The organism is Sulfitobacter alexandrii (genome assembly GCF_001886735.1).
Classification (GTDB): domain Bacteria; phylum Pseudomonadota; class Alphaproteobacteria; order Rhodobacterales; family Rhodobacteraceae; genus Sulfitobacter; species Sulfitobacter alexandrii.
Map to the genome: position 1 here is coordinate 2,419,303 of NZ_CP018076.1, position 18,880 is coordinate 2,438,182.

Here is an 18,880-nt window from a genome sequence, read left to right on the forward strand (position 1 = left end):
ATGGCCAGGGGCGCACAACGGGTCAAGGCGCACCGCGTCGGACTGTCCCTGCCGCCGCCGGCGGTGCTGGGGCTGCTCTATCTGGTCTTCATCGTGATCGGGGGCCTGCTGTTGTGGCTGCCGGTCTCGCACCACGGCGACATCGGCCTGTCCGAGGCGCTGTTCACCTCGACCTCGGCTGTCACCGTGACCGGGCTGGTGCTGGCCGACACGGGTGCGGCCTTCACCGGCTTCGGCCAGGCGGTAATCGCGCTGCTGATCCAGTTCGGCGGGCTGGGGCTGATGACTTTTGCCGTCCTTGTCCTCAGCGCTCTTGGTATCCCCGTGGGGATGCCGCAGCGCCTGATCCTGCGCGAGGATCTCAACCAGACCTCGATCAGCAACCTGACCGTTCTGGTGCGCGTCATCATCGTTGTCGCGCTCGTCTGCGAAGGCGTCGGCGCGCTGCTGCTGGCCTTCGTCTTCGTGCCCGAATACGGGCTGAACGGCATCTGGCAGGCGATCTTCCACTCGGTCAGCGCCTTCAACAACGCGGGCTTTGCCCTGCATCCCGACAGCCTGTCGCAATGGGTCGGCAATCCGCTCATCAACATCGTGATCACGCTCCTGTTCATCATGGGGGGCATCGGCTTCATCGTTGTCGGCGACATCTACCAGGCCCGACGCTGGCGGCAGCTGACCCTCCATTCCAAGCTGATGCTGGTCGGCACCGCCTTTCTCATCGTCTGGGGCTGCGTCTGGTTCGCCCTGCTGGAATGGACCAATCCCGCCACGCTGGGCAATCTTTCGGTCGGCGACAAGTTGTGGGCAAGCTGGTTCCAGGGGGTCACCCCGCGCACCGCGGGGTTCAACACCATCGACACGGCGGGCATGCACGATTCGACCACGGTCATGACCATGACGCTGATGCTGGTCGGGGGCGGCAGCACCTCGACCGCCGGCGGCATCAAGGTGACGACCTTTGCCGTTCTGCTGCTCGCCACGGTCGCCTTTTTCCGGCGGCAGACCACGCTGCACGCCTTCGGCCGGGCGCTGGGGGTCGAGGAAGTGCTGAAGGTGCTTGCGCTGACGATGATCTCCATGCTGCTGGTGCTCTCGGGCATCTTCGTGACCGCGATCAGCCACGACGGGCAGTTCCTCGACCTCGCGTTCGAGGTCACCTCCGCCTTCGGGACCGTGGGCCTGTCGCGTGGTGCCACCGGAGAGCTCGACGGTGTCGGTCGGGCGCTGATCATGGTGATCATGTTCATCGGTCGGGTCGGCCCGCTGGCGCTGGGGTTCTTCCTGGCGACCCGCACGGTGCCGAGGGTGAAATATCCGCCGGGTCAGGTCTACCTCGGCTAGAACCTGCCCGCCACGCCGCGAGGACGGAGCATCATGTCAGACCGACGCGACCAGCACGTCATCCTGTCGGGGTGTTCGGGGGGTGGCAAGACGACCCTGCTGGCCGAACTGGCGCGGCGGGGCCATGCCACCGTCCCGGAGCCCGGTCGCCGCATCGTGGCCGAAGAGATGGCGTGCGGCGGCACCGCCCTGCCCTGGACCGACCTTGCCGCCTTTGCCCGCCGCGCGCTTGCGCTGGCGACCGCCGACCGGGCGGCGTTGGAGCCACGGAAGGGCTGGGTCTTCTTCGACCGTGGCGTGATAGACGCGGCGGTGGCGCTGAGCCATGCGACAGGGCAACCCCTCGCCACGCTGCTGCAAGGGCAGCCGCTGTTTCATCCCCGTGTTTTCCTCGTCCCGCCGTGGCGCGAAATCTTCGAGGCCGATGCGGAACGCCGGCACGACATGGAAGAAGGCCTGCGCGAATATCACAGGCTGAAGGCCGCCTATCGACGGCTGGGATACGACCCGCTGGTGCTCCCCCGCACGTCCACCGCGATGCGGGCCGACCTTGTTCTGGACCGGCTGGGGCCCCCGCCGGTCTGACCTGCACAATCGCACGGACGAAAAAAAGCCCCCTCGGAAGGGGGCCTTTCGCAAGATGTTTCGGGGTTGTCAGCCTTCGACACGGGTGAGGTTGATCTCGCCCACACCGACGGCAAAGTTCACGCCGGTCTGCGTGTTCACGCTGATCGGTTGCAGGGCCAGCGTATTCTCGGAGCCGCCGGTCATGGCATTGGCGCCAAGACCTACGCCCAGCGTCGCTTCTGCGGACACGCCCTTGTAGCTGCCGTTCAGGCCGCCCTCACGGTATTCGGATTCCGTGGGTGCCAGCACCAGCCATGCCATCTGGCCGTTCTGGGTCTTGCCGATATCGATCCCGTAGCGGTTGATCTGGCCCACGTAGGTTTCATCGGCCAGACCTTCCTCGACAGGGTTGAAGGTGCAGGTCAGTTCGCGCGTGGAGCCGAAGACGTAGCCCGTCCCGTCACCCACGTCGCAGGACAGCGATCCGATCTCGGTGTGATCAACCGTTTCCTGATCGTCGGCGAAGGCGGTCGTGCCGGCGGACATCCCGATGATCAGTGCGGCGGCGGTGAATTTCGTGGTCGATTTCATGGTCTTCTCCTGTTGGGCATTCTGCAACGCCCGGTCATTGCGGCATTCGGGTGCCTGGGTTATCGGCATGACGGGATGCCATGCCGCTCTCTCCGACAGCCAGCGTCGCGCGGAACCGGGCGACGATGCCTCTCTTGACGGGACAACCCCCGCCGCAGAAGCCTGTTCCGGGATGATCCCGCCTGTTGCGATCGTCCGCGGGATTCCGCGCGGCTGACGCGTTCCCGCCACGCTTTGGCCGCGATGGAACGCTAGGCGGAAGCGATGAAAGACACCTTGCACATCACATTCGAGCGATTGCCTTGATGGGCGCTGCTGGACAAATCGGCAGGGCCGTGGCACCCGTGAGCCGGATGGATGATGATTTGATTTCCTTTGCGCCCGAGGCGGAAGACGGCGCCCGGCTGCGCGCGGCATTCGGCCGTTTCGGCACGGGTGTCACCGTCATAACGACCCAGACGGAAACCGGCCCGCTGGGCATGACCGCCAACTCGTTCTCGTCCGTCTCGCTTGATCCGCCGCTCGTTCTGTGGTCCGCCGCGCTGCGGTCCAAGAGACACGACGCCTTCGCCCGTGCGCAGCATTTCTGCATCCACATCCTCGGGGAGGATCAGGGGCCGCTGGCGCTGCATTTCGCGGGCCAGGGGCACGATTTCTCCGGGTTCGACTGGCACCCCGGCCCGGATGGCGCCCCGACACTGTCAGGCGTGCTCGCCACCTTCCACTGCGACACCCACGCCGTTCATCCGGCAGGAGATCACTCCATCATCTTGGGCCGCATCCGCCACGCGGCCCAGCGCCGGGGGGACGGCGCGGGGCTCCTGTTCGATCGGGGCCGGTTCGGCACCTTTGCGCCGCAGTCCGGTCAGTAGTCCCTTTCAAAGAACAGACCGATACCGCTGTTTCCATCCGACCCGAGGGTCGCCTTGCCGGTGAGGTTCGGCGTGATGTCGATGTTCAGCGAGATATCCGCGGACCCGTCCGAGGCGGCGGTCACGTCGGAATAGACGTTCTCCGAAATGTACTTGCCCGCGCGGACCGCGGTCGAGCCGTCCTCCGTCGTCGTTACGTCGAGATCGTCGAGGCCGAAGTTGTCGCGCAGGTTGCCGATCACGCCGTTGCCGCCGCGTCCCGCCAGCGTCGCCACGGCAGAGGCCAGCTGCAGCGCCTGGAATGCCGAGATGTCGGCGATGTTGCGGCCGAAGAGGAGCTGGGCCAGCACCTCGTCCTGCGGGGCGGCCGGGGTCGCCTCGAACAGGACCTCGGGCGAATCCGCCGGGCCTTGCACGATCACCCGCACCTCGCCCGCGTTGGTCGTGGTGGAAGACACGAAGCGCAGGTAGGGGATCAGGTCGCCCTGGAACTGCACGGAACCTTCGACAAGGTTGAACCGGCGGCCCAGGATGTCGAGGCGGCCGCGGATAAGTTCGAAGCGTCCGGCCGAGATGATGTTGTTGGTGGTGCCGGTCAGCGTCAAGCCGCCGCCCAGCTCGGCGTCGAGCCCCCTGCCCCGTACGAAGATGCGGTTCGGCGCGTTGACTTCGAGGTTGAGGCCGAAGCCGCCGCCGGGATTGTCCGCAGCCGGATCGGTGCCCGCTTCGGCCCCGGTCAGCCCGGCCTTGCGGCGGGTGGCGATCACCGCGGGATCCGCCCCGATGTGGGTGATTTGCGGAATGTCCCCGATCGTGGTCATCCCGGTGGAGGGCACGTTCACGTTGGTTTCGCCGACATTGATCCGGCCACTGATCACCGCGCCCCCGGCCAGCGGCCCCGCGATGCGCAGGTTGCCGCCAAGGCTGGTGCGGTAGAGCTTGGGATCGGTCAGGACCAGCCCCTCCAGCGCGACCTGCAGATCGGCGGGGAGCGACCCTGTCAGGGTCACGCCGCCACCAACGCGCAGGCGGCCGCCGCCGACGGCATTGGCGCTGAGGTCGATGTCGGCGCGGTTGTTGCCCAACCGGATGTTCGCGTCGATCCCTTCCAGCGCGATACGCAGGTTCGGCGCGGTCAGTGCCGCGTCCGATGTCGTGACCGTGCCGCTCAGCGAAGACAGCGCGGGCGGCCCGTTGACCGTCAGGTCGAACCGCGCCAGCCCCTGCAGGATACGCGGTTCAAGGAACGGGCGGCTGAGACCCAGGGGCGCGGTGCCGGCGATATCGAGGTTGAGGTTACCGCTTTCGGCCACCTGCCCCGAAACGGTCGCCTGCGTGCCCCCCGGCCCGCGTGCGTCGGTGTCGATCTGCCACGCGCTGCCCTGCCGCCGCGCCGAGCCGTCGACGTTCAGCGGCCCGTTCAGCTGCGGCACCAGCGCGGCGACATTGGGCACCGCGAGGGTGAAATCCACGTCCGCGTTCGGGCCGGTGACCACGCCGTTCACCGTGGCGCGCGCCGAATAGGGGCCGCTTGCCTGCGTGTCGACCGCGAGCCCGTCCGGCGTCTGGTAAAGCTTGCCGGTAGCGGACAGCGGGCCGTTCACCGAGGGCACCAACGGGTTCACGTTGGGCACGGAAACGTTGAAGTTCAGCGACATGTTCGGCCCGGTGGCCAGCCCCGCCACCGTCACTTGCGCGCCGTAGGGGCCTGTCGCCTGCGTGTCCACCACGAAGCCGTCGTCGGTCTGGCGCAGGGTGCCGGTGGCGTTGAGCGGCCCGTTCACCTGCGGCACCACGGGCTGCACGTTGGGCACCGACACGTCGAAACGGATATCGAGCGCCGGGGTCAGCGCCCCCTGCACCGCCGCGCGGACGTCGTACGGGCCGTTGGCCGTGGTGTCGATCACGAAGCCTTCGGCTGTCTGGCGCAGGTTGCCCTGTGCCGACAGCGGGCCGCTGACCTGCGGCACCAGCGGATTGACCTGCGGCATGGACAGGTCGAAATCGACGTCCAGCGTCGGGCTGACCAGCCCTTCGACCGCGGCGGTCACATCGTAGGGGCCGGTGGCATCGGTACGGATGCGCCAGCCGTCCGGGGTCTGGCTGAGGGTGCCGCGGGCGCGCACCGGGCCCTCGATCTGCTCGGCAAAGGGTTTGACGTCGGGCACATCGGCGGTGAAGGTGATCTCCGCGTTCGGGCCGGTTGCCAGGCCCTGCGCCGTCAGCGCCGCACCGTAGGGGCCATCGGTCACCGCATCGACGACCCAGCCACGGGTGTCCTGCGTGGCGGTCGCGCTCACGGTGACGGGCCCGTCGTATTGCGGCAGAACGAGCCCCACGTCCTCCAGCCGGAAATCGGCCTGCACGCGGCTGTCGTCCGTGCGCAGTTCGGCGGAACCGGTCAGGCTCAGCGCATCGTTGCGCAACGACAGGTCGCGCAGGAAGGTGCCGGTCTCGTTCCGGGTGGCCTGCATGTTCAGTTCCGTCCGGCCTTCGAGCACGGCATCCGCCTGTGGGATGCCCAGCACAAGGTTTTCCGTGCTGCCCGTCGCCCGCAGATCGAACATGCCGCCCAGCGGCGTGACACTGCCGTTCAGCGCCAGTTCGCTGCGCCCGTCCAGTTCGCGCCCGGCGAGCGCCGAAAACCGGCTGAGATCGTCGGCGTTGAGCCGCACGTCCAGTTCGGTCCGGAAGTTGTTCTCCAGCCCCGCGATGACGATGTCACCGGCAAGGCCGTAATCGGTCCCGGTCAGGTCCAGTCCCGTGATCCGGGTCGGCTGCCCTTCGACGTAGTTGATGTTGGCACTGCCGGTGATCCGGCTGCCGATCGCCTCGGCGCTTGCCGGATTGGTCAACGCCAGCCCCTCTGCGCTGAAGGTCACATCGCCCAGGAATTCACCCAGGGTGCCGACGTCGCCGCGCAGCGTGCCGTCCAGGCCAAGCTGCGTGCTGTCGATGGACAGCCCGGCCATCTGAAGCGCATCGATGTCGAAGGCCGCATCCAGCGCCTCGCCGTCCGCCGCGTCGTAGTTGACCCGGAGCCCGACACGTTCGACCGTGGTGCCCTCGCCGCCCACGGGCAGCAGGATCGTGGTGCCGTCGGGATTCGCCACGGTGCCCGTGACGTCGATGAAGGTCGGCCATTTCTCGGCGTTCAGGGTGACGCGCCCCGCAATGTCGGCGGCCTGCGCGTCGAGCGAGAAATCGCTGACCTCGATCGCGCCGGTGCTTTCGAGCAGCGCATCGAGCGTGAGGCGGACGTTCTCGCCGAAGAATTCGCGGAAACGCGGGGCGAAAAGCGCCGTCACGTCGCCGCCGATATCGCCCTGAACCCGGCGATCAGGTGTGTCCGAGCCGCTGCCCGACTCTTGAGTGCCCAGGGTGATCTGCCCTGCCAGCCGCTCCTGACCGTCGGTGGACAGGTTCAGGTCGGTGACAAAATCGCTCAACGGGCCATTCCCCTCGACCGTCAGGTTGACCGAAGGTTGGTCGGGCAGGCTCATCAGCTTGGCCACGATCCCTTCCTCGCCCTCGCTGAGCCGCACGAGCAGGTCGAGGACATTGTCGGTCCGCTCAAGGTTCGCGCGAATGGCGAATTCGCCCTGTTTCGCATCGGTCCGGTTGGCGGTGATGTCGACGTCCAGCAGCTCATCGGTATATTGCGCCTTGGCCTGAAGGGTCAGCTGCGCGGCCTCGCCCAGCAGTGGCGCGCCAAGGTTGATCTCGTCCACGCCGAAATCAGCGATGTTAATGGCAACCGGCAGTTCCGGAAGGCTGAACGGCTGCGCCTCGGCGTCGGGCAGGTCGACTTCGCCGGATGGGACCGGGAGGCGCGGCAGATCCAGCCGCGCGGCGGTCAGGCTTTGCACTTCGAGCCGTCCGCGCAGCAGCGCGGAGCGGGTCCAGTCCAGCGTGACGTCTTCGAGGGTGAGCCAGACGCCCTCGTCGTCCGCGATGGTCATCCGGTCGAAGCTGGCCGTCGAACTGAGCGCACCGCGAAACCCGTCGATCCGTACAGTCCGCCCGGCGCCGCTGAGCGCATCCTGGATCGTGCGAGTCAGGAACCCCTTGTCGTCCTCGCCTTCCTGCGCCCGGAGGTCTCCGGGAACGGCGAGAAGGACGGTGATCGCGGTCAGAAAGGAAAGAAGGAACCGCATCAGAACGCCTGCCCTATGCCGATGTATACCTGGAAGTTCTCGCCCGTTTCGGGGCCGGACGTCGGCACCGCGAGATCCAGCCGGATCGGCCCGATCCCCGTGGCGTACCGCAAGCCGAGGCCCGCGCCGGAGTGCCATTCGCCCGATCCATCGTAGAATTCCTCAGCACCGATGTAGCCCGCGTCGGCAAAGCCCACGATGCCGATGGCATCCGTGACCTGTACCCGCGCCTCGGCGGAAACCCCGACGAACGACCGACCGCCGACGGTCTGCCCGCCGCCGAGGTCCACGCCCAGCGACTGGTAGGGCTGTCCCCTCACCGTGCCGCCGCCGCCGGAGTAGAAGAGATAGTCGGCCGGGGCGACCGACAGGTCAGGCCCGTAAACCGATCCGAGCTGACCGCGAAGCGCGAAGGTCACCGGGCGCTCGGTTCCGAATGACTTGTAGTAACGCGCGTCGAGATAGCTGCGCACGCCGTTGTCGGCCCCGCTGATGGCGACGAAGGGCGTCACGGTCGCGTTGATGTAGTACCCTTCCTTCGCATCCAGTTCCTTGTCGCGGTAGTCGAACTCGACCCCCAGCGGCAGGGTCAGCAGCGTGTAACGGTTGGTGCCGAAGGCATCGCGTGTCTCGGCGCGGCGCAGACCGACGCCCAGCCGGTAGGTGCGTTGCTCGCTGGCGATCCGGGTGATGCCGGCTTCGATGTCGATCTGGCGCGAGAAGAAATTCACCTCGTCGAGCTGTTCGATCACCGTCAGCGCGTAGAAATTCGTGTCCTCGTTGAACGTCGCGGGACGGTCAAAGCGGGCCGACAGGCGATAGTCCTCGCCGCCGGAATTTCCGCCGATGCCGCGCACTTCCGCTTCGAGTCTCAGCCGTTCGGCCCCGCCCAGCAGGTTGCGGTGCATCCAGTAGGTGGACAGCGTCAATCCTTCGAGCGAGGACAGTTCCCCCCCGAACCCGAAGCGGCGCTTGGGCGCCTCGGTGACAAGTGCTGTGATCGGCAGCGTCTCGCCGGGGCCGATCTGCTCGGCCTCCTGCAGGGCCACGGCATTGAATGCGCCGGTGCGCCGCAGCCTTTCCCGCGCGAGCCGCAGTTCCTCGGGCGAATACACCTGCCCCTCCGGCAGGCCGGCGATGTCGATGATCCGCTGGGTGCGGACGTCCTCGTTGCCCTCCACGATCAGCGGGCCGAACCGCAGGCGTGGACCGGGATCCAGTCGCAGGTCGGCCGAGATGGTGCGTTCCTGGTGCCGGGCGGTCAGTTCCTGACTGGCGAGCTCGGCCTTGGCATGGCCCTGCTCCCGCCAGCCGTCGATGCCCGCGCCCACGGTATCCTTCAGCACCCCGAGGCTTGCGGTCTGGCCGGTGGCGAATTCCTCGGGCAGTTCGGTGCCCGGCGCCACGGGTGCGATGCGGGTCGGGCCGAAAACGAACCGGGGCCCCGGCTCGATCGCGATGACGGCCTGCCGGATCTGACTCGGCGGGTTCACCGGCGGAATATCAACCGCATCCACCCCGTCGAGCGTGATCCGGATCACCGGGCCGAAGTAGCCGTTGTCGTAGAGGACGGCGAGGATCCGTTCGTAATCCGCCTGCGCCGCCGCGACCACTTCCTGCGGGCTGGGGTCGGCATCGTCAGCCGTCTGTTCGACCAGCAGCGACCCGCCCGCGAGCGTCTCGTACAGTTCGCTGCCTTCCTCGATCCCTGTTATCCTGAGATCCGCCGCCGATGCGATCTGCGCCGCTGCCGCGAACACGACCCCGATGATTGCGCCTGCCGTCCTGAAGCCGCCCTTGAAAGGTACCCTCGATTGCGTCACGTCAACGCCCCCCACTCACACCGTCGTTCCCGCGAAAAGCGCGGGCCGTTCTTTTGAACGTTTTCTCCAGTAAGCGATATTTCGGCTTTGGCTGCAATCCGACTCTGGTGGCGGACGGGCCATGGGACCGCATTATCTGGTGTTACGCCGGAAATCGTGATCGATCCGGCGCGCATGAGCGAATTCATGCCAACGTGCGGCCTGGCGACCCCTGCCGTCAGGGGGTCGCGCTGGCCAGATCGGACAGCTGTGCGCGCATGACGGACAGGAAATCGCCCTCGGCGGGCCGCGTGGCAAGCGGCGCGACCACGACGGACCTCAGCCCCAGTGCCGCGGCACGCGCGACAGCCGCGTCGGGTGGCGCCGCTTCCCAGATCAGCAGTGTCGCTCCGGTCCCTTCGACGCGCGACACGAGCGCCTGCCACTGGTCGTCATCGGGCATGGCGCCGGCCTCCCATTCCAGCGCCTCGATCTCGAGACCGTAGGCGCGCGCGAGGTACTGGTAGCGCGGGTGCGTGGCAAGGATCGTCGTTCCCTGCAGCGCGACGAGGCTGTCGCGCGCTTCTGCATCCAGCGCCTCCAGATCGTCAACCAATTTGGGAAGTGCCTCTGCCACGCTGTCGCTTACAGCCGGGATGCGGCGCTGCATCGCTTCCGCCAGCGCCTCCGCCTGACGGGCGGCCTGCGCGAAATCGAGCCACGTGTAGCTGGCGGTGCCGGTGTGCGAATGTTCTCCGTCCGCGCCATGACTGTGGGTGACGGATTCGGTCGCGATATAGGCATCCGAGAAACCGGCCGACGTATCGACCAGCCGCGACCGCGGCAGCGAGGCACGGGTCGTCCACCCGGCGAAACCGGCCCCGTTCAGCGCGATGACATCCGCCTGCTGTATCGCCGCGATGTCGGACAGGCCCGGCCGCCAGTACGACGGGTCGCTGCCCCGGGGAACCGGGAACATGACATCGACGGCCGATCCGCCCAACCGCTCGGCCATCCACGCCAGCGGGTAGTTGACGGCGGCGACCACGGGCTTTTCCTGCGCGGCTGCGGCCCCGGCCAGCAGGGCAAGCGACAGGGCGAGAGGTTTCAGCATCAGTCCGCCCCCTGCCCGTGGGCGATATCGTCCGGCGTCAGCACCCAGTAATCCGAGTGCCCTTCGCTCACATCCACCTCGATGGTCAGCCCGCTGCGCGCCACGCCCTCGGGCAGCGGGAATTCCGTCTTGCCCTCGTCCCCGATCGGCAGCGTCATCAAAAGCTTGTTGTCCGCATCCAGCACGCGGACCTCGCCCCCGGTCGGGACCCGACCGGAGGAAAAGGTGGATTCGACGGTCACCGTATCGCCCGCAACGGATGCGAAGACACGCAGGTCATGCGCGACGGCCGGAACGGCCGCGAGACAGAGCGCAAGCGCCAGCGCCCGGATCATTCCGCGCCCCAGGCCTCGAAATGGACCCAGATGACCGCGCCCAGTTCATGCGCCTTGTCCTCACCCTCGTGCTGCATCGGTTCCTCGGCGGTATTCAGCGCGGCAAAGCCCCACCAGCCGGCGGTCGGAACCGCATAGCTGAAGACGCCGTCGGCATCCGCCTTGATCGTCTGGGTAATCATCAGGTCCGAAGGCGCGGCGGCGGTGCCGTTCTCGTCATAGTACTCGACCTCGACCTCGGCATAGGGGACCGCCTCGCCATCCAGCTTCACGATCCCCTGGAACAGGTTGCCTTCCCAGAGGGCGAAGGGTTTCGACAGGGGCACGATCTCGGTCTTGAGGCCCAACTCCATGTCCCAGCCCTCGTCATCGCCGTAGGCGGCCACGTAGGTCTTCGTGAAATGGGTGATGAACGCATCCTCTTCGGGCTCCCAGTAGGGCTGCGGGGTCATGGCGAACACATGCGTGCCCGGACGCTCCAGCCGGTACTCCGTCGAGAAGCCCGCATGATCCATCACCTGCGTTTCCTCGAGACTGTCGAGCAGGTTGGTGGTTTCTCCGCCGTGGGTCAGGGTAAAGGCCTCGGGACGGTCGAGCACCATGCCGATGCCCTCGAACGGGTGCGAAAAGGACAGGGTCAGGTCGATGCTGCGACCGTCCTCCTGGCTGACCATGTTGTCGGAGGGAATGATCATCCCGTAATGGGCCGATGCCGTCGAGGCGAGGGTGGCGATCGTCGCGGCGGTCAAGAATGTCTTCACTGGTAAATCTCCTGTCGGTTGGTCAAAGGGTAGTCAGTTACATCGCGAGCAGCCAAGACACGATTCCGTCAGAACGGCGCGTCACGAAGGTCACGATGGCGGCGGCGAGCCCCGTCGAGAGGACGAGCAGAATGGCGATCTCGGCGAGCGCCAGTTGACCGATCACGAAGCGCCCCGCGCCGAGGCGGCGTGCCGTCTGCATCTCGGGCGCGCGCAATGTCCACGCGAGATAGAGCGCGAGGCCCACCGCCCCCAGCGCCGCGATGCCGATCACCAGCGTCACGGCGTCGAGCAACGCCGCGATCCGGAAGATCCTGTCGACCAGCCCCGCCACGACCTCGGCCGGGACCGTCACCTGCACCGGATTCTCGGGGTCCAGATACCGGCCCCGCAGGATCGTACCGGAGCGCGCGTCATCGGGAACCACCACGACAGCGGACAGGGGATAGTCGCTGGCCGCACCGTGGAAATGGAAGCTGTCGATGTTCTCGGGCGTGATGCGCTGGAATTCGGTGATGGCGGCATTGGCGGTGACATTGCCCTGATCGTCCGCCACCACCACGTCGTCGTGGCCGTGACCGATACCCGCGATGACCCAGGATGTCTTGATGTCGGTGAAGATCGCCTCGTCGTCCGGGGTGCCGGTCGGCGCGAGGACGCCGGTGATCTCGAGCTCCAGCGGATAGATCCCGTCGAGATCGAACAGGTTCTCGGGCGCCGATACCACCGTGTCGCCGGGGCCGAGGCCCAGCCGTTCGGCGACCTGTGCCCCGAGAACGGCCTCGCCCAGAAGTGCGATCTGCCGCCCCGTTTCGACCTTCAGCCCCCGAAAGTCGAAATAGTCGAGCGAGGTGCCCACGATCCGTGCGCCATTGCTCTGGAAAGCGGTATGCAGGGGGATCGGCAACGCCAGCCCGCTGTCCCAGACCGCATCTTCGGCAGCGCGGGTCACCGGCGGCGCACGGTCCGCGGAAAAGTAGACCGCATTCATGACGAGGTCGGTCTGGCTGCCGCGCGCGCCCAGCACCAGCGGTGTCGCTTCGGCCCGGCGGGTCAGCGCGTCCTCGGAGCCGCGCAGCAGGACCTGCGTGACCATCGGCACGGACAGGATCAGCGCGCCGACGATCACCAGCACCGTGCTGCGCACCCAGGTCCAGCGCAGATGCGCAAAGGCGAGGAAAAGCGCGTTCATGCGGCCTGCCGAAGCGTGGAAAAGTCGATCACCCGGTCGAAGCGCGGCAACAGGTCGTGGTCGTGGGTGACTGCCAGCACCGTCGCCTCCATCTCCGCCGCGCGCGCGAACAGCAGGTCGAGAATGACCTCCTTGGTCTCGGGATCGAGGTTCCCCGTCGCTTCGTCCGCGAGGATCAGCCGGGGCCGGGTGACCAGCGCACGGCAGATCGCGACACGCTGCTGTTCGCCGCCTGACAATGCCTGTGGGTGGCTCTTGAGCCGGTTCGCAATGCCGCAGGCATCGGCCAGCGCATGGGCGCGCTCCCGCACCTGGGAGTCGAGCTTGAGGCCAAGGCCGACGCGGTAGGGATAGAGGATGTTCTCGTAGGCGTTCAGGTAATCGACCAGAGCGAAATTCTGAAAGATGAACCCCACGTGCGTCGCGCGGAACCGCCGGCGACCCGCCTCCCCGAGCGCGGTCAGATCGGTGCCGGCGACGCTGAGGGTGCCCGCATCGGGCCGTGAAAGGCCGGCGAGCAGGTTCAGCAGCGTCGTCTTGCCGGTCCCGCTTGGCCCGATCACGCCCACCCGTTCCGCAGGGGCCACGTCAAGCTGCGACACCTTGAGGGCAAAGCCGCCGCGCGGGTAGGCAAAGGCGATGTCGCGCGCCGCGATCACCCTTCTTCCTCCGCCATGGAAGCGGCCTGCGGGGCATCGGCGTTCCGCTCCAACGTGCCGGCATCGCTGCGGTCCACGTCCGTGAGGGTGAAGCCGTCGATCTTCCATGTGCCGCCGTCCGGCGCCATCACCAGATCGGCGGCATAGGCATTGCCGCGCATGTGCATGTGTTCGGAATGGCCGACCACGCCCAGAACGCGCCATTTCGCCGTGATTTCCACTGTGTCACCCTTGGGGCGGGCGCTCAGCCCCGAAAGCGAGACTTCATGAATTTCCTGGTCCGGGTTCAGGCCGCCGCCCGCCATGGCGCCGACGCGTTCAAGGTAGAGCTGTTCCAGCGCCGGGCCGCTGGCGACATCCGCCAGCCGGTCGTAGATCGCCGTCTCGTCGGTCTCGCCGAATGCTTCGTAGACCGTGGCGAGGATGCCGGGCAGCAGCAGCGGGCTTTCGCTTGAGAATTCCTGCGCCGACATGCCATCCGCAGAGGCCGCGCGATCCTGACCGGACCCTGCGAAGGACCAGCCGAGAATGGCAAGGCCGCCGATCAACAGGCCCGCGACGACGAGGTTCCTCAACATTTTACGACAACACCGCCTTACTGGTTCACCGGCAGAAGCATAGAGCGCTCGTTGCGACATGCAACGTCAGGTCCGCCGACCGGCGGGGACCGCGACCGTTCGGCCTTGCCGCGCCCCGCACCCGCTGCTAGCAGAAAGGCGTCGGTTTCCTTCGGGATGAAAAGGGAATCCGTACCGGCCCCGGCCGGGAAACGGAACTGCCCCCGCAACTGTAGGCGGCGAGCGCCTCTCAACAGCCACTGGGCCACGCCCGGGAAGGCGAGAGGTGCCGCGACCCGCCAGTCAGGAGACCTGCCGACACGAGAGAAATCACGACCGGACGGGGTGTGCCGGAGCGGGAAACCTGACGTGGTCATCCGGCCATCCCTTGTTTCGCGTACATCCCTGCCGGTCCATCTGACGGGACGGATTGGATGAAGAATACCCTGATCGCCGGCATCTTGCTGGCCGCTGCCGCGCTGCCGCTTCATGCGCAGGACACGGATTACCCCCTGAACCTCGTGAACTGCGGCGTCGATCTGACGTTCGCGGCCCCGCCGGAAAGCGCCGTCACCATCGGCCAGGCCGCGACGGAAATTCTCTATGCGCTGGGCCTTGCGCCCAAGGTGTCTGGCACGGCGGCCTGGTTCACCCCGGTCCTGCCCGAATATGCAGAGGTGGACGCCCGGATCGAACGACTCGCCGACAACGATCCCGGCTTCGAAAGCGTGGTCGCGAAAAAGCCCGGTCTGGTGGCGGCGCAATATGAATGGCACGTGGGCCCCACCGGCAGCGTCGGCACGCGCGGGATGTTCCATGATCTGGGGATCCCGACGTATGTCCTGCCCGCCGACTGCGATACCAAGGACAACCGCACCGGCGGCGACGGGACGCGGACCGGCGCGTTCCAGCCTGCGGCGATCTACAAGGGCATCCGCGAACTCGCGGCGATCTTCGATGTCGGGCCCGCGGGCGAACGGCTCGTCAAGGAATTGCAGGCGACGGAGAGCGCCGCGATCGGCAAAGCGGCGGCACTGGACCTGCCCGAGGGTCTGTCGGCCGTGTTCTGGTTTTCCTCGCCCGAGGTCGAGAGCGATCCCTACGTGGCGGGGCGACTCGGCGCGCCGGGCTACATGATGTCCAAGCTGGGGATCGAGAATGTCATCGCCTCGGACGAGGAATGGCCCACGGTGGGCTGGGAAAGCATCGCGCGCAGCGATCCCGATATCATCGTCGTCGCCTACATGGATCGACGCCGCTACCCGGCGGACGACGTCGACCGGAAGCTCGACTTTCTGCGCACCGATCCGGTTGCAAGCCGGATGACGGCGGTTCGGAATGGCCGGATCGTGCAGATGGACGCGCACGCGATGAGCGCCACGATGCGCTCGATCCGCGGGCTCGCCGCCCTTTCCGACGCGCTGTCCCGGATGACGTTCGAATGATGCGGGCGCGGACCGGCGCCGGTCTTGGCCTCTGGCTCGCACCCGTTTTGCTGGCGGCGACCATACTGATCGGCACCGCGGTCGGGGAGACACCGCTGACGCTTTCTACGGTCTTTCGGACACTGGCGAACCATTTCTGGCAGGCGGATTATCCCGTCGACGCGATCGACGCCGGCATTGTCTGGAGCTACCGCTTCCCCCGGGCGATCGTCGCGGCCTGCTGCGGCGCGGGGCTGGCGCTGACCGGAGTCGTCCTTCAGGCGCTGTTGCGCAATCCGCTTGCCGATCCCTACCTGATGGGCCTGTCGGCCGGTGCCTCCACCGGCGCGGTTCTGGTGGCGGTGGCGGGCGTGGGGGGCGGCGCCGTCTCCATGTCGATGGGCGCGCTGACCGGGGCGCTGCTGGCGTTCGGTTGCGTCGTGGCCCTGGCACATGCGGCCAGCGGTGCCGCGGGCGGCGGCCGCGCGACACAGGCGGCGGCGGCCATGATCCTCGCCGGGATCGCGGGATCGCAGATGTTCAACGCCCTGACGGCCTTCACGATCGCCCGCTCGGCCAATGCCGAACAGGCGCGGGGCATCATGTTCTGGATGATGGGCAATCTCTCCGGCATCCGCTGGGAAGACGTGGCCCCCTGCGCGGCAGTCTCGCTCGCGGGCGGCGCGCTGTGCCTGTGGCACCGGCGCGGGCTCGACGCCTTCACCTTCGGAACGCACGGCGCCGCCTCGCTCGGGATCAATGTCCCGGTCCTGCGCGGCAGCCTGATCGCCGCCACTGCCATCATGGTCGGGGTTCTGGTATCCAAGGTGGGCGCGATCGGTTTCGTGGGACTGGTCGTGCCCCATGCCATGCGTTTTCTGGTCGGCGCCCGGCATGACAGGCTCGTCCCGGCCTCCGCCCTCGCCGGGGCGGTCTTTCTGGTGGCCGCCGACGTCATCAGCCGGATCCTTGTCGCCGGGCAGGTGCTGCCCATCGGGGTGGTGACAGCGCTCGTGGGCGCCCCGGCGTTCGCACTGGTCCTGCTGAGAGGTGCGCGGACATGAGGCTGGAGGCCGAGACCCTGTCGGCGCGTGTCCACCGCACGCCGCTGTTGGCCGACGTGTCGATCAGGATCGCGGCGGGCGAACTGTTCGGCCTCGTCGGTCCGAACGGATCGGGCAAATCGACGTTGATGCGCTGCCTCGCCGGATTGCAACGCGCGACCGCCGGCCGGGTCATGGCCGACGGCATCGACCTGGGCCGGATTGCGGGAAGGGAGCGGGCCCGACGGATCGCCTTCGTCGAACAGCAGGCCGACACGACCGATCGTCTGACGGTACGCGACGTGGTGGAATTGGGGCGTATCCCCTACCAGTCGGCGCTGCGCGGTCCGGACCGATCCGACCACGCGGCGGTCCACGACGCTCTGAAGTCGGTAGAGATGGACGGGCTCGCCGACCGGCTCTGGCACACGCTGTCGGGTGGTGAACGCCAGCGCGTCCATATCGCACGGGCCCTCGCCCAGGCCCCGGAGGTGCTCCTGCTTGACGAGCCGACGAACCATCTGGACATCCGGCATCAGCTTTCCCTGATGGCGCTGATCCAGTCGCTGCCCATCACCCGCATTGTGGCGCTTCACGACCTGAACCAGGCGATGGCCTGCGATAGGCTGGCGATCCTGCACGAGGGCCGCGTCGTTGCGATCGGCCCGCCCGATCGCGAACTGCACACTGACCGGCTCGCCGCGATCTTCGGTGTCGCCGCCACCCGCGAAACGGGCCCCGACGGCAGACCGAGGTTGCGGTTCTCGCACGCGCTCTGACGGAGAGCGGCTGCGTCCCGCGCCCTTCGACGGAAAGATACAAAATTAACACTTCACAATGATATTGGTATTTTGCTACCAATCGGGGCAGGCAATCCAACAGGAGACAACGAATGACCCCAAGAAAAATCATCCCCGCCGCGGCGGCGCTGATGTTATCCACGACGGTTCTGTCGGCCCAGGATGCAATCCGAATCGCGTCGCCCAACAAGGTCACCGTGCTGGACCCGATCGTGTCGGCCGCGGGCGGCAACATCGAAGCCTATGGTCAGCTTTATGCCCGTCTCCTGCGGCGCGGCGCTGACGGCGCGCTCGAACCGGGCCTCGCCGAAAGCTGGGAGATTTCCGAAGACGGCCTGACCTACACCTTCGAGATGCGGGACGCCAAGTTCTCCGACGGCAGCCCGATCACCGCCGAAGACGCGGCCTTCAGCCTCACGCGGGTCGCCAAGGACGAGGCATCCGCCTACCCCGCCGGCTTTGCGCCGATCAAGGAAGTGACCGCCGTGGACGAGGACACGCTGCAGATCACGCTGGAGCATCCCAGCGCACCGATGCTGTCGAACCTCGAGATCTTCAATGCGGGCATCGTCAGCAAGGACGATGTCGACGCGCGCGGTGTCGAAGGCGCCTTTGCGTCGGATCCGGTCACGTCCGGTCCCTACATGGTCGAGGACTGGAAACCGAACGACCGCATCACGCTGACGGCCAACCCGAATTTCTGGCGCGAAGGCCTGCCGAAGATACAGAAGGTCGAACTGATCGAAGTCAGCGATGACAACGCCCGCGCGACCATGGCGATGGCGGGCGAGATCGACGTGAACCGGTCCGTTCCCTGGGCCCAGGTCGAGGAAGTGAACGCCACCGAAGGTGTCTCCGTCGCGCTTGAGCCGTCGACGGTGATGTATCTGGTGTTGCCGAACCACGACAAGGCACCCTTCGACGATCTGAACGTGCGCAAGGCCGCCGCCATGGCGTTGGATCGCGCGGCGATCACCGAAGCGGTGACACGGGGCAATGCCGAGGTGGCGAACAGCACCTTCTCGAACGCGCTGAACTATCACGACGCGTCGCTTCAGCCGCCCGCCTATGACCCCGCCGCGGCGCGCAAGCTGCTGGAAGACAACGGGCTGACGGGGACGGAGATCAACATGATGATCACGCCGTCCTTCGAACAGCTTGCCACCCTGCTGAAGGCGCAGTGGGATGCCGTCGGCTTCAAGACCACGGTGGAGCGGGTCGATGCGGGGTTGTGGTGGTCCAAACTCGCCGAGGGCGACTACCAGGTGACCGTCAACTGGTACTACAACGAGACGGAAGACCCGGACCTCGCGGTGCGTTGGGCGCTTTGCGACACCTGCGGCAGCGACTCCTACTACACCAACTACCACAACGAGGAAGTGAACAGGCTGACAGACGAGGCGCTGCGCGAACTGGACGACGACAAGCGCGCCGAACTCTACAGCCGCATCCAGCAGATCACCCTCGACGAACTGGCGCAGATCCCGCTCTACTACGCGCCGTTCTCCATCGCCTACGCGGACCGCGTCAAGGGGCTGACCCTGACCCCGGCCCTGCAATGGACGCTGGAAGAGGCGGAACTGACCGCCGACTGAGCATGCCCGGTCCGGGCGCCCCGCGCGTAGCGGGCCGCCCGGACCTCGCGCCCACGCCTCACCCCTT

At 67.0% G+C, this 18,880-nt stretch carries 16 protein-coding genes and 1 riboswitch; of the genes, 7 read left to right on the forward strand and 9 right to left on the reverse strand.

What is annotated here, in order from left to right:
- A complete protein-coding gene (locus BOO69_RS11880; protein WP_172839532.1) occupies window positions 1–1,344 on the forward strand; it encodes a TrkH family potassium uptake protein in 1,344 nt (447 codons plus the stop codon).
- A gap of 33 nt (window positions 1,345–1,377) precedes the next feature.
- Window positions 1,378–1,929: an AAA family ATPase gene (locus tag BOO69_RS11885; RefSeq protein WP_071972361.1), complete on the forward strand. Its 552-nt coding sequence runs from the start codon at window positions 1,378–1,380 to the stop codon at window positions 1,927–1,929.
- A gap of 69 nt (window positions 1,930–1,998) precedes the next feature.
- Here BOO69_RS11885 and BOO69_RS11890 read toward each other — a convergent pair whose 3' ends face one another.
- Complete coding sequence (locus BOO69_RS11890) at window positions 1,999–2,502, reverse strand: DUF992 domain-containing protein (protein ID WP_071972362.1); 504 nt, start codon at window positions 2,500–2,502, stop codon at window positions 1,999–2,001.
- A 353-nt stretch (window positions 2,503–2,855) separates the two neighbouring features.
- Between BOO69_RS11890 and BOO69_RS11895 the strand changes: the two genes are divergently transcribed.
- On the forward strand, window positions 2,856–3,374 hold the full coding sequence (locus BOO69_RS11895) for a flavin reductase family protein (RefSeq protein ID WP_071972363.1): 519 nt from the start codon (window positions 2,856–2,858) through the stop codon (window positions 3,372–3,374).
- Here BOO69_RS11895 and BOO69_RS11900 read toward each other — a convergent pair.
- From BOO69_RS11900 to BOO69_RS11935, 8 genes are all read right to left on the reverse strand, one after another.
- The gene (locus BOO69_RS11900) at window positions 3,368–7,531 is read right to left on the reverse strand and encodes a translocation/assembly module TamB domain-containing protein (RefSeq protein WP_156874917.1); all 4,164 of its coding nucleotides are present in this window, start codon (window positions 7,529–7,531) and stop codon (window positions 3,368–3,370) included. The genes BOO69_RS11895 and BOO69_RS11900 overlap by 7 nt on opposite strands.
- Window positions 7,531–9,354 carry an autotransporter assembly complex protein TamA gene (locus tag BOO69_RS11905; protein ID WP_083545675.1) on the reverse strand — a complete coding sequence of 608 codons (1,824 nt, stop codon included), beginning with the start codon at window positions 9,352–9,354 and terminating at the stop codon, window positions 7,531–7,533. The genes BOO69_RS11900 and BOO69_RS11905 overlap by 1 nt, the downstream gene beginning before the upstream one ends.
- A 217-nt stretch (window positions 9,355–9,571) precedes the next feature.
- Window positions 9,572–10,447, reverse strand: coding sequence for a metal ABC transporter substrate-binding protein (locus BOO69_RS11910; RefSeq protein WP_071972364.1), 876 nt, complete (start codon window positions 10,445–10,447; stop codon window positions 9,572–9,574).
- Window positions 10,447–10,782: a hypothetical protein gene (locus tag BOO69_RS11915; protein ID WP_071972365.1), complete on the reverse strand. Its 336-nt coding sequence runs from the start codon at window positions 10,780–10,782 to the stop codon at window positions 10,447–10,449. The genes BOO69_RS11910 and BOO69_RS11915 overlap by 1 nt, the downstream gene beginning before the upstream one ends.
- The gene (locus BOO69_RS11920; RefSeq protein ID WP_071972366.1) at window positions 10,779–11,543 is read right to left on the reverse strand and encodes a DUF4198 domain-containing protein; all 765 of its coding nucleotides are present in this window, start codon (window positions 11,541–11,543) and stop codon (window positions 10,779–10,781) included. Before BOO69_RS11920 ends, BOO69_RS11915 begins: the two co-directional genes overlap by 4 nt.
- A gap of 37 nt (window positions 11,544–11,580) precedes the next feature.
- A complete protein-coding gene (locus BOO69_RS11925) occupies window positions 11,581–12,735 on the reverse strand; it encodes an ABC transporter permease (protein ID WP_071972367.1) in 1,155 nt (384 codons plus the stop codon).
- Complete coding sequence (locus BOO69_RS11930) at window positions 12,732–13,394, reverse strand: ABC transporter ATP-binding protein (protein WP_071972368.1); 663 nt, start codon at window positions 13,392–13,394, stop codon at window positions 12,732–12,734. Before BOO69_RS11930 ends, BOO69_RS11925 begins: the two co-directional genes overlap by 4 nt.
- The gene (locus BOO69_RS11935) at window positions 13,391–13,972 is read right to left on the reverse strand and encodes a hypothetical protein (protein ID WP_071972369.1); all 582 of its coding nucleotides are present in this window, start codon (window positions 13,970–13,972) and stop codon (window positions 13,391–13,393) included. The genes BOO69_RS11930 and BOO69_RS11935 overlap by 4 nt, the downstream gene beginning before the upstream one ends.
- 125 nt (window positions 13,973–14,097) lie before the next feature.
- A riboswitch (cobalamin riboswitch) is annotated at window positions 14,098–14,285 on the forward strand.
- Between the two features lie 100 nt (window positions 14,286–14,385).
- Between BOO69_RS11935 and BOO69_RS23335 the strand changes: the two genes are divergently transcribed.
- From BOO69_RS23335 to BOO69_RS11955, 4 genes are all read left to right on the forward strand, one after another.
- Complete coding sequence (locus BOO69_RS23335; protein WP_071972370.1) at window positions 14,386–15,396, forward strand: ABC transporter substrate-binding protein; 1,011 nt, start codon at window positions 14,386–14,388, stop codon at window positions 15,394–15,396.
- Window positions 15,393–16,439: a FecCD family ABC transporter permease gene (locus tag BOO69_RS11945; protein WP_216636986.1), complete on the forward strand. Its 1,047-nt coding sequence runs from the start codon at window positions 15,393–15,395 to the stop codon at window positions 16,437–16,439. The genes BOO69_RS23335 and BOO69_RS11945 overlap by 4 nt, the downstream gene beginning before the upstream one ends.
- Window positions 16,436–17,197 carry an ABC transporter ATP-binding protein gene (locus BOO69_RS11950; protein ID WP_071972371.1) on the forward strand — a complete coding sequence of 254 codons (762 nt, stop codon included), beginning with the start codon at window positions 16,436–16,438 and terminating at the stop codon, window positions 17,195–17,197. Before BOO69_RS11945 ends, BOO69_RS11950 begins: the two co-directional genes overlap by 4 nt.
- Before the next feature lie 113 nt (window positions 17,198–17,310).
- Entirely contained in the window at window positions 17,311–18,813 is a 1,503-nt protein-coding gene (locus BOO69_RS11955; protein ID WP_071972372.1) for an ABC transporter substrate-binding protein, read from the forward strand.
- The last annotated feature ends 67 nt before the right edge of the window (window positions 18,814–18,880 follow it).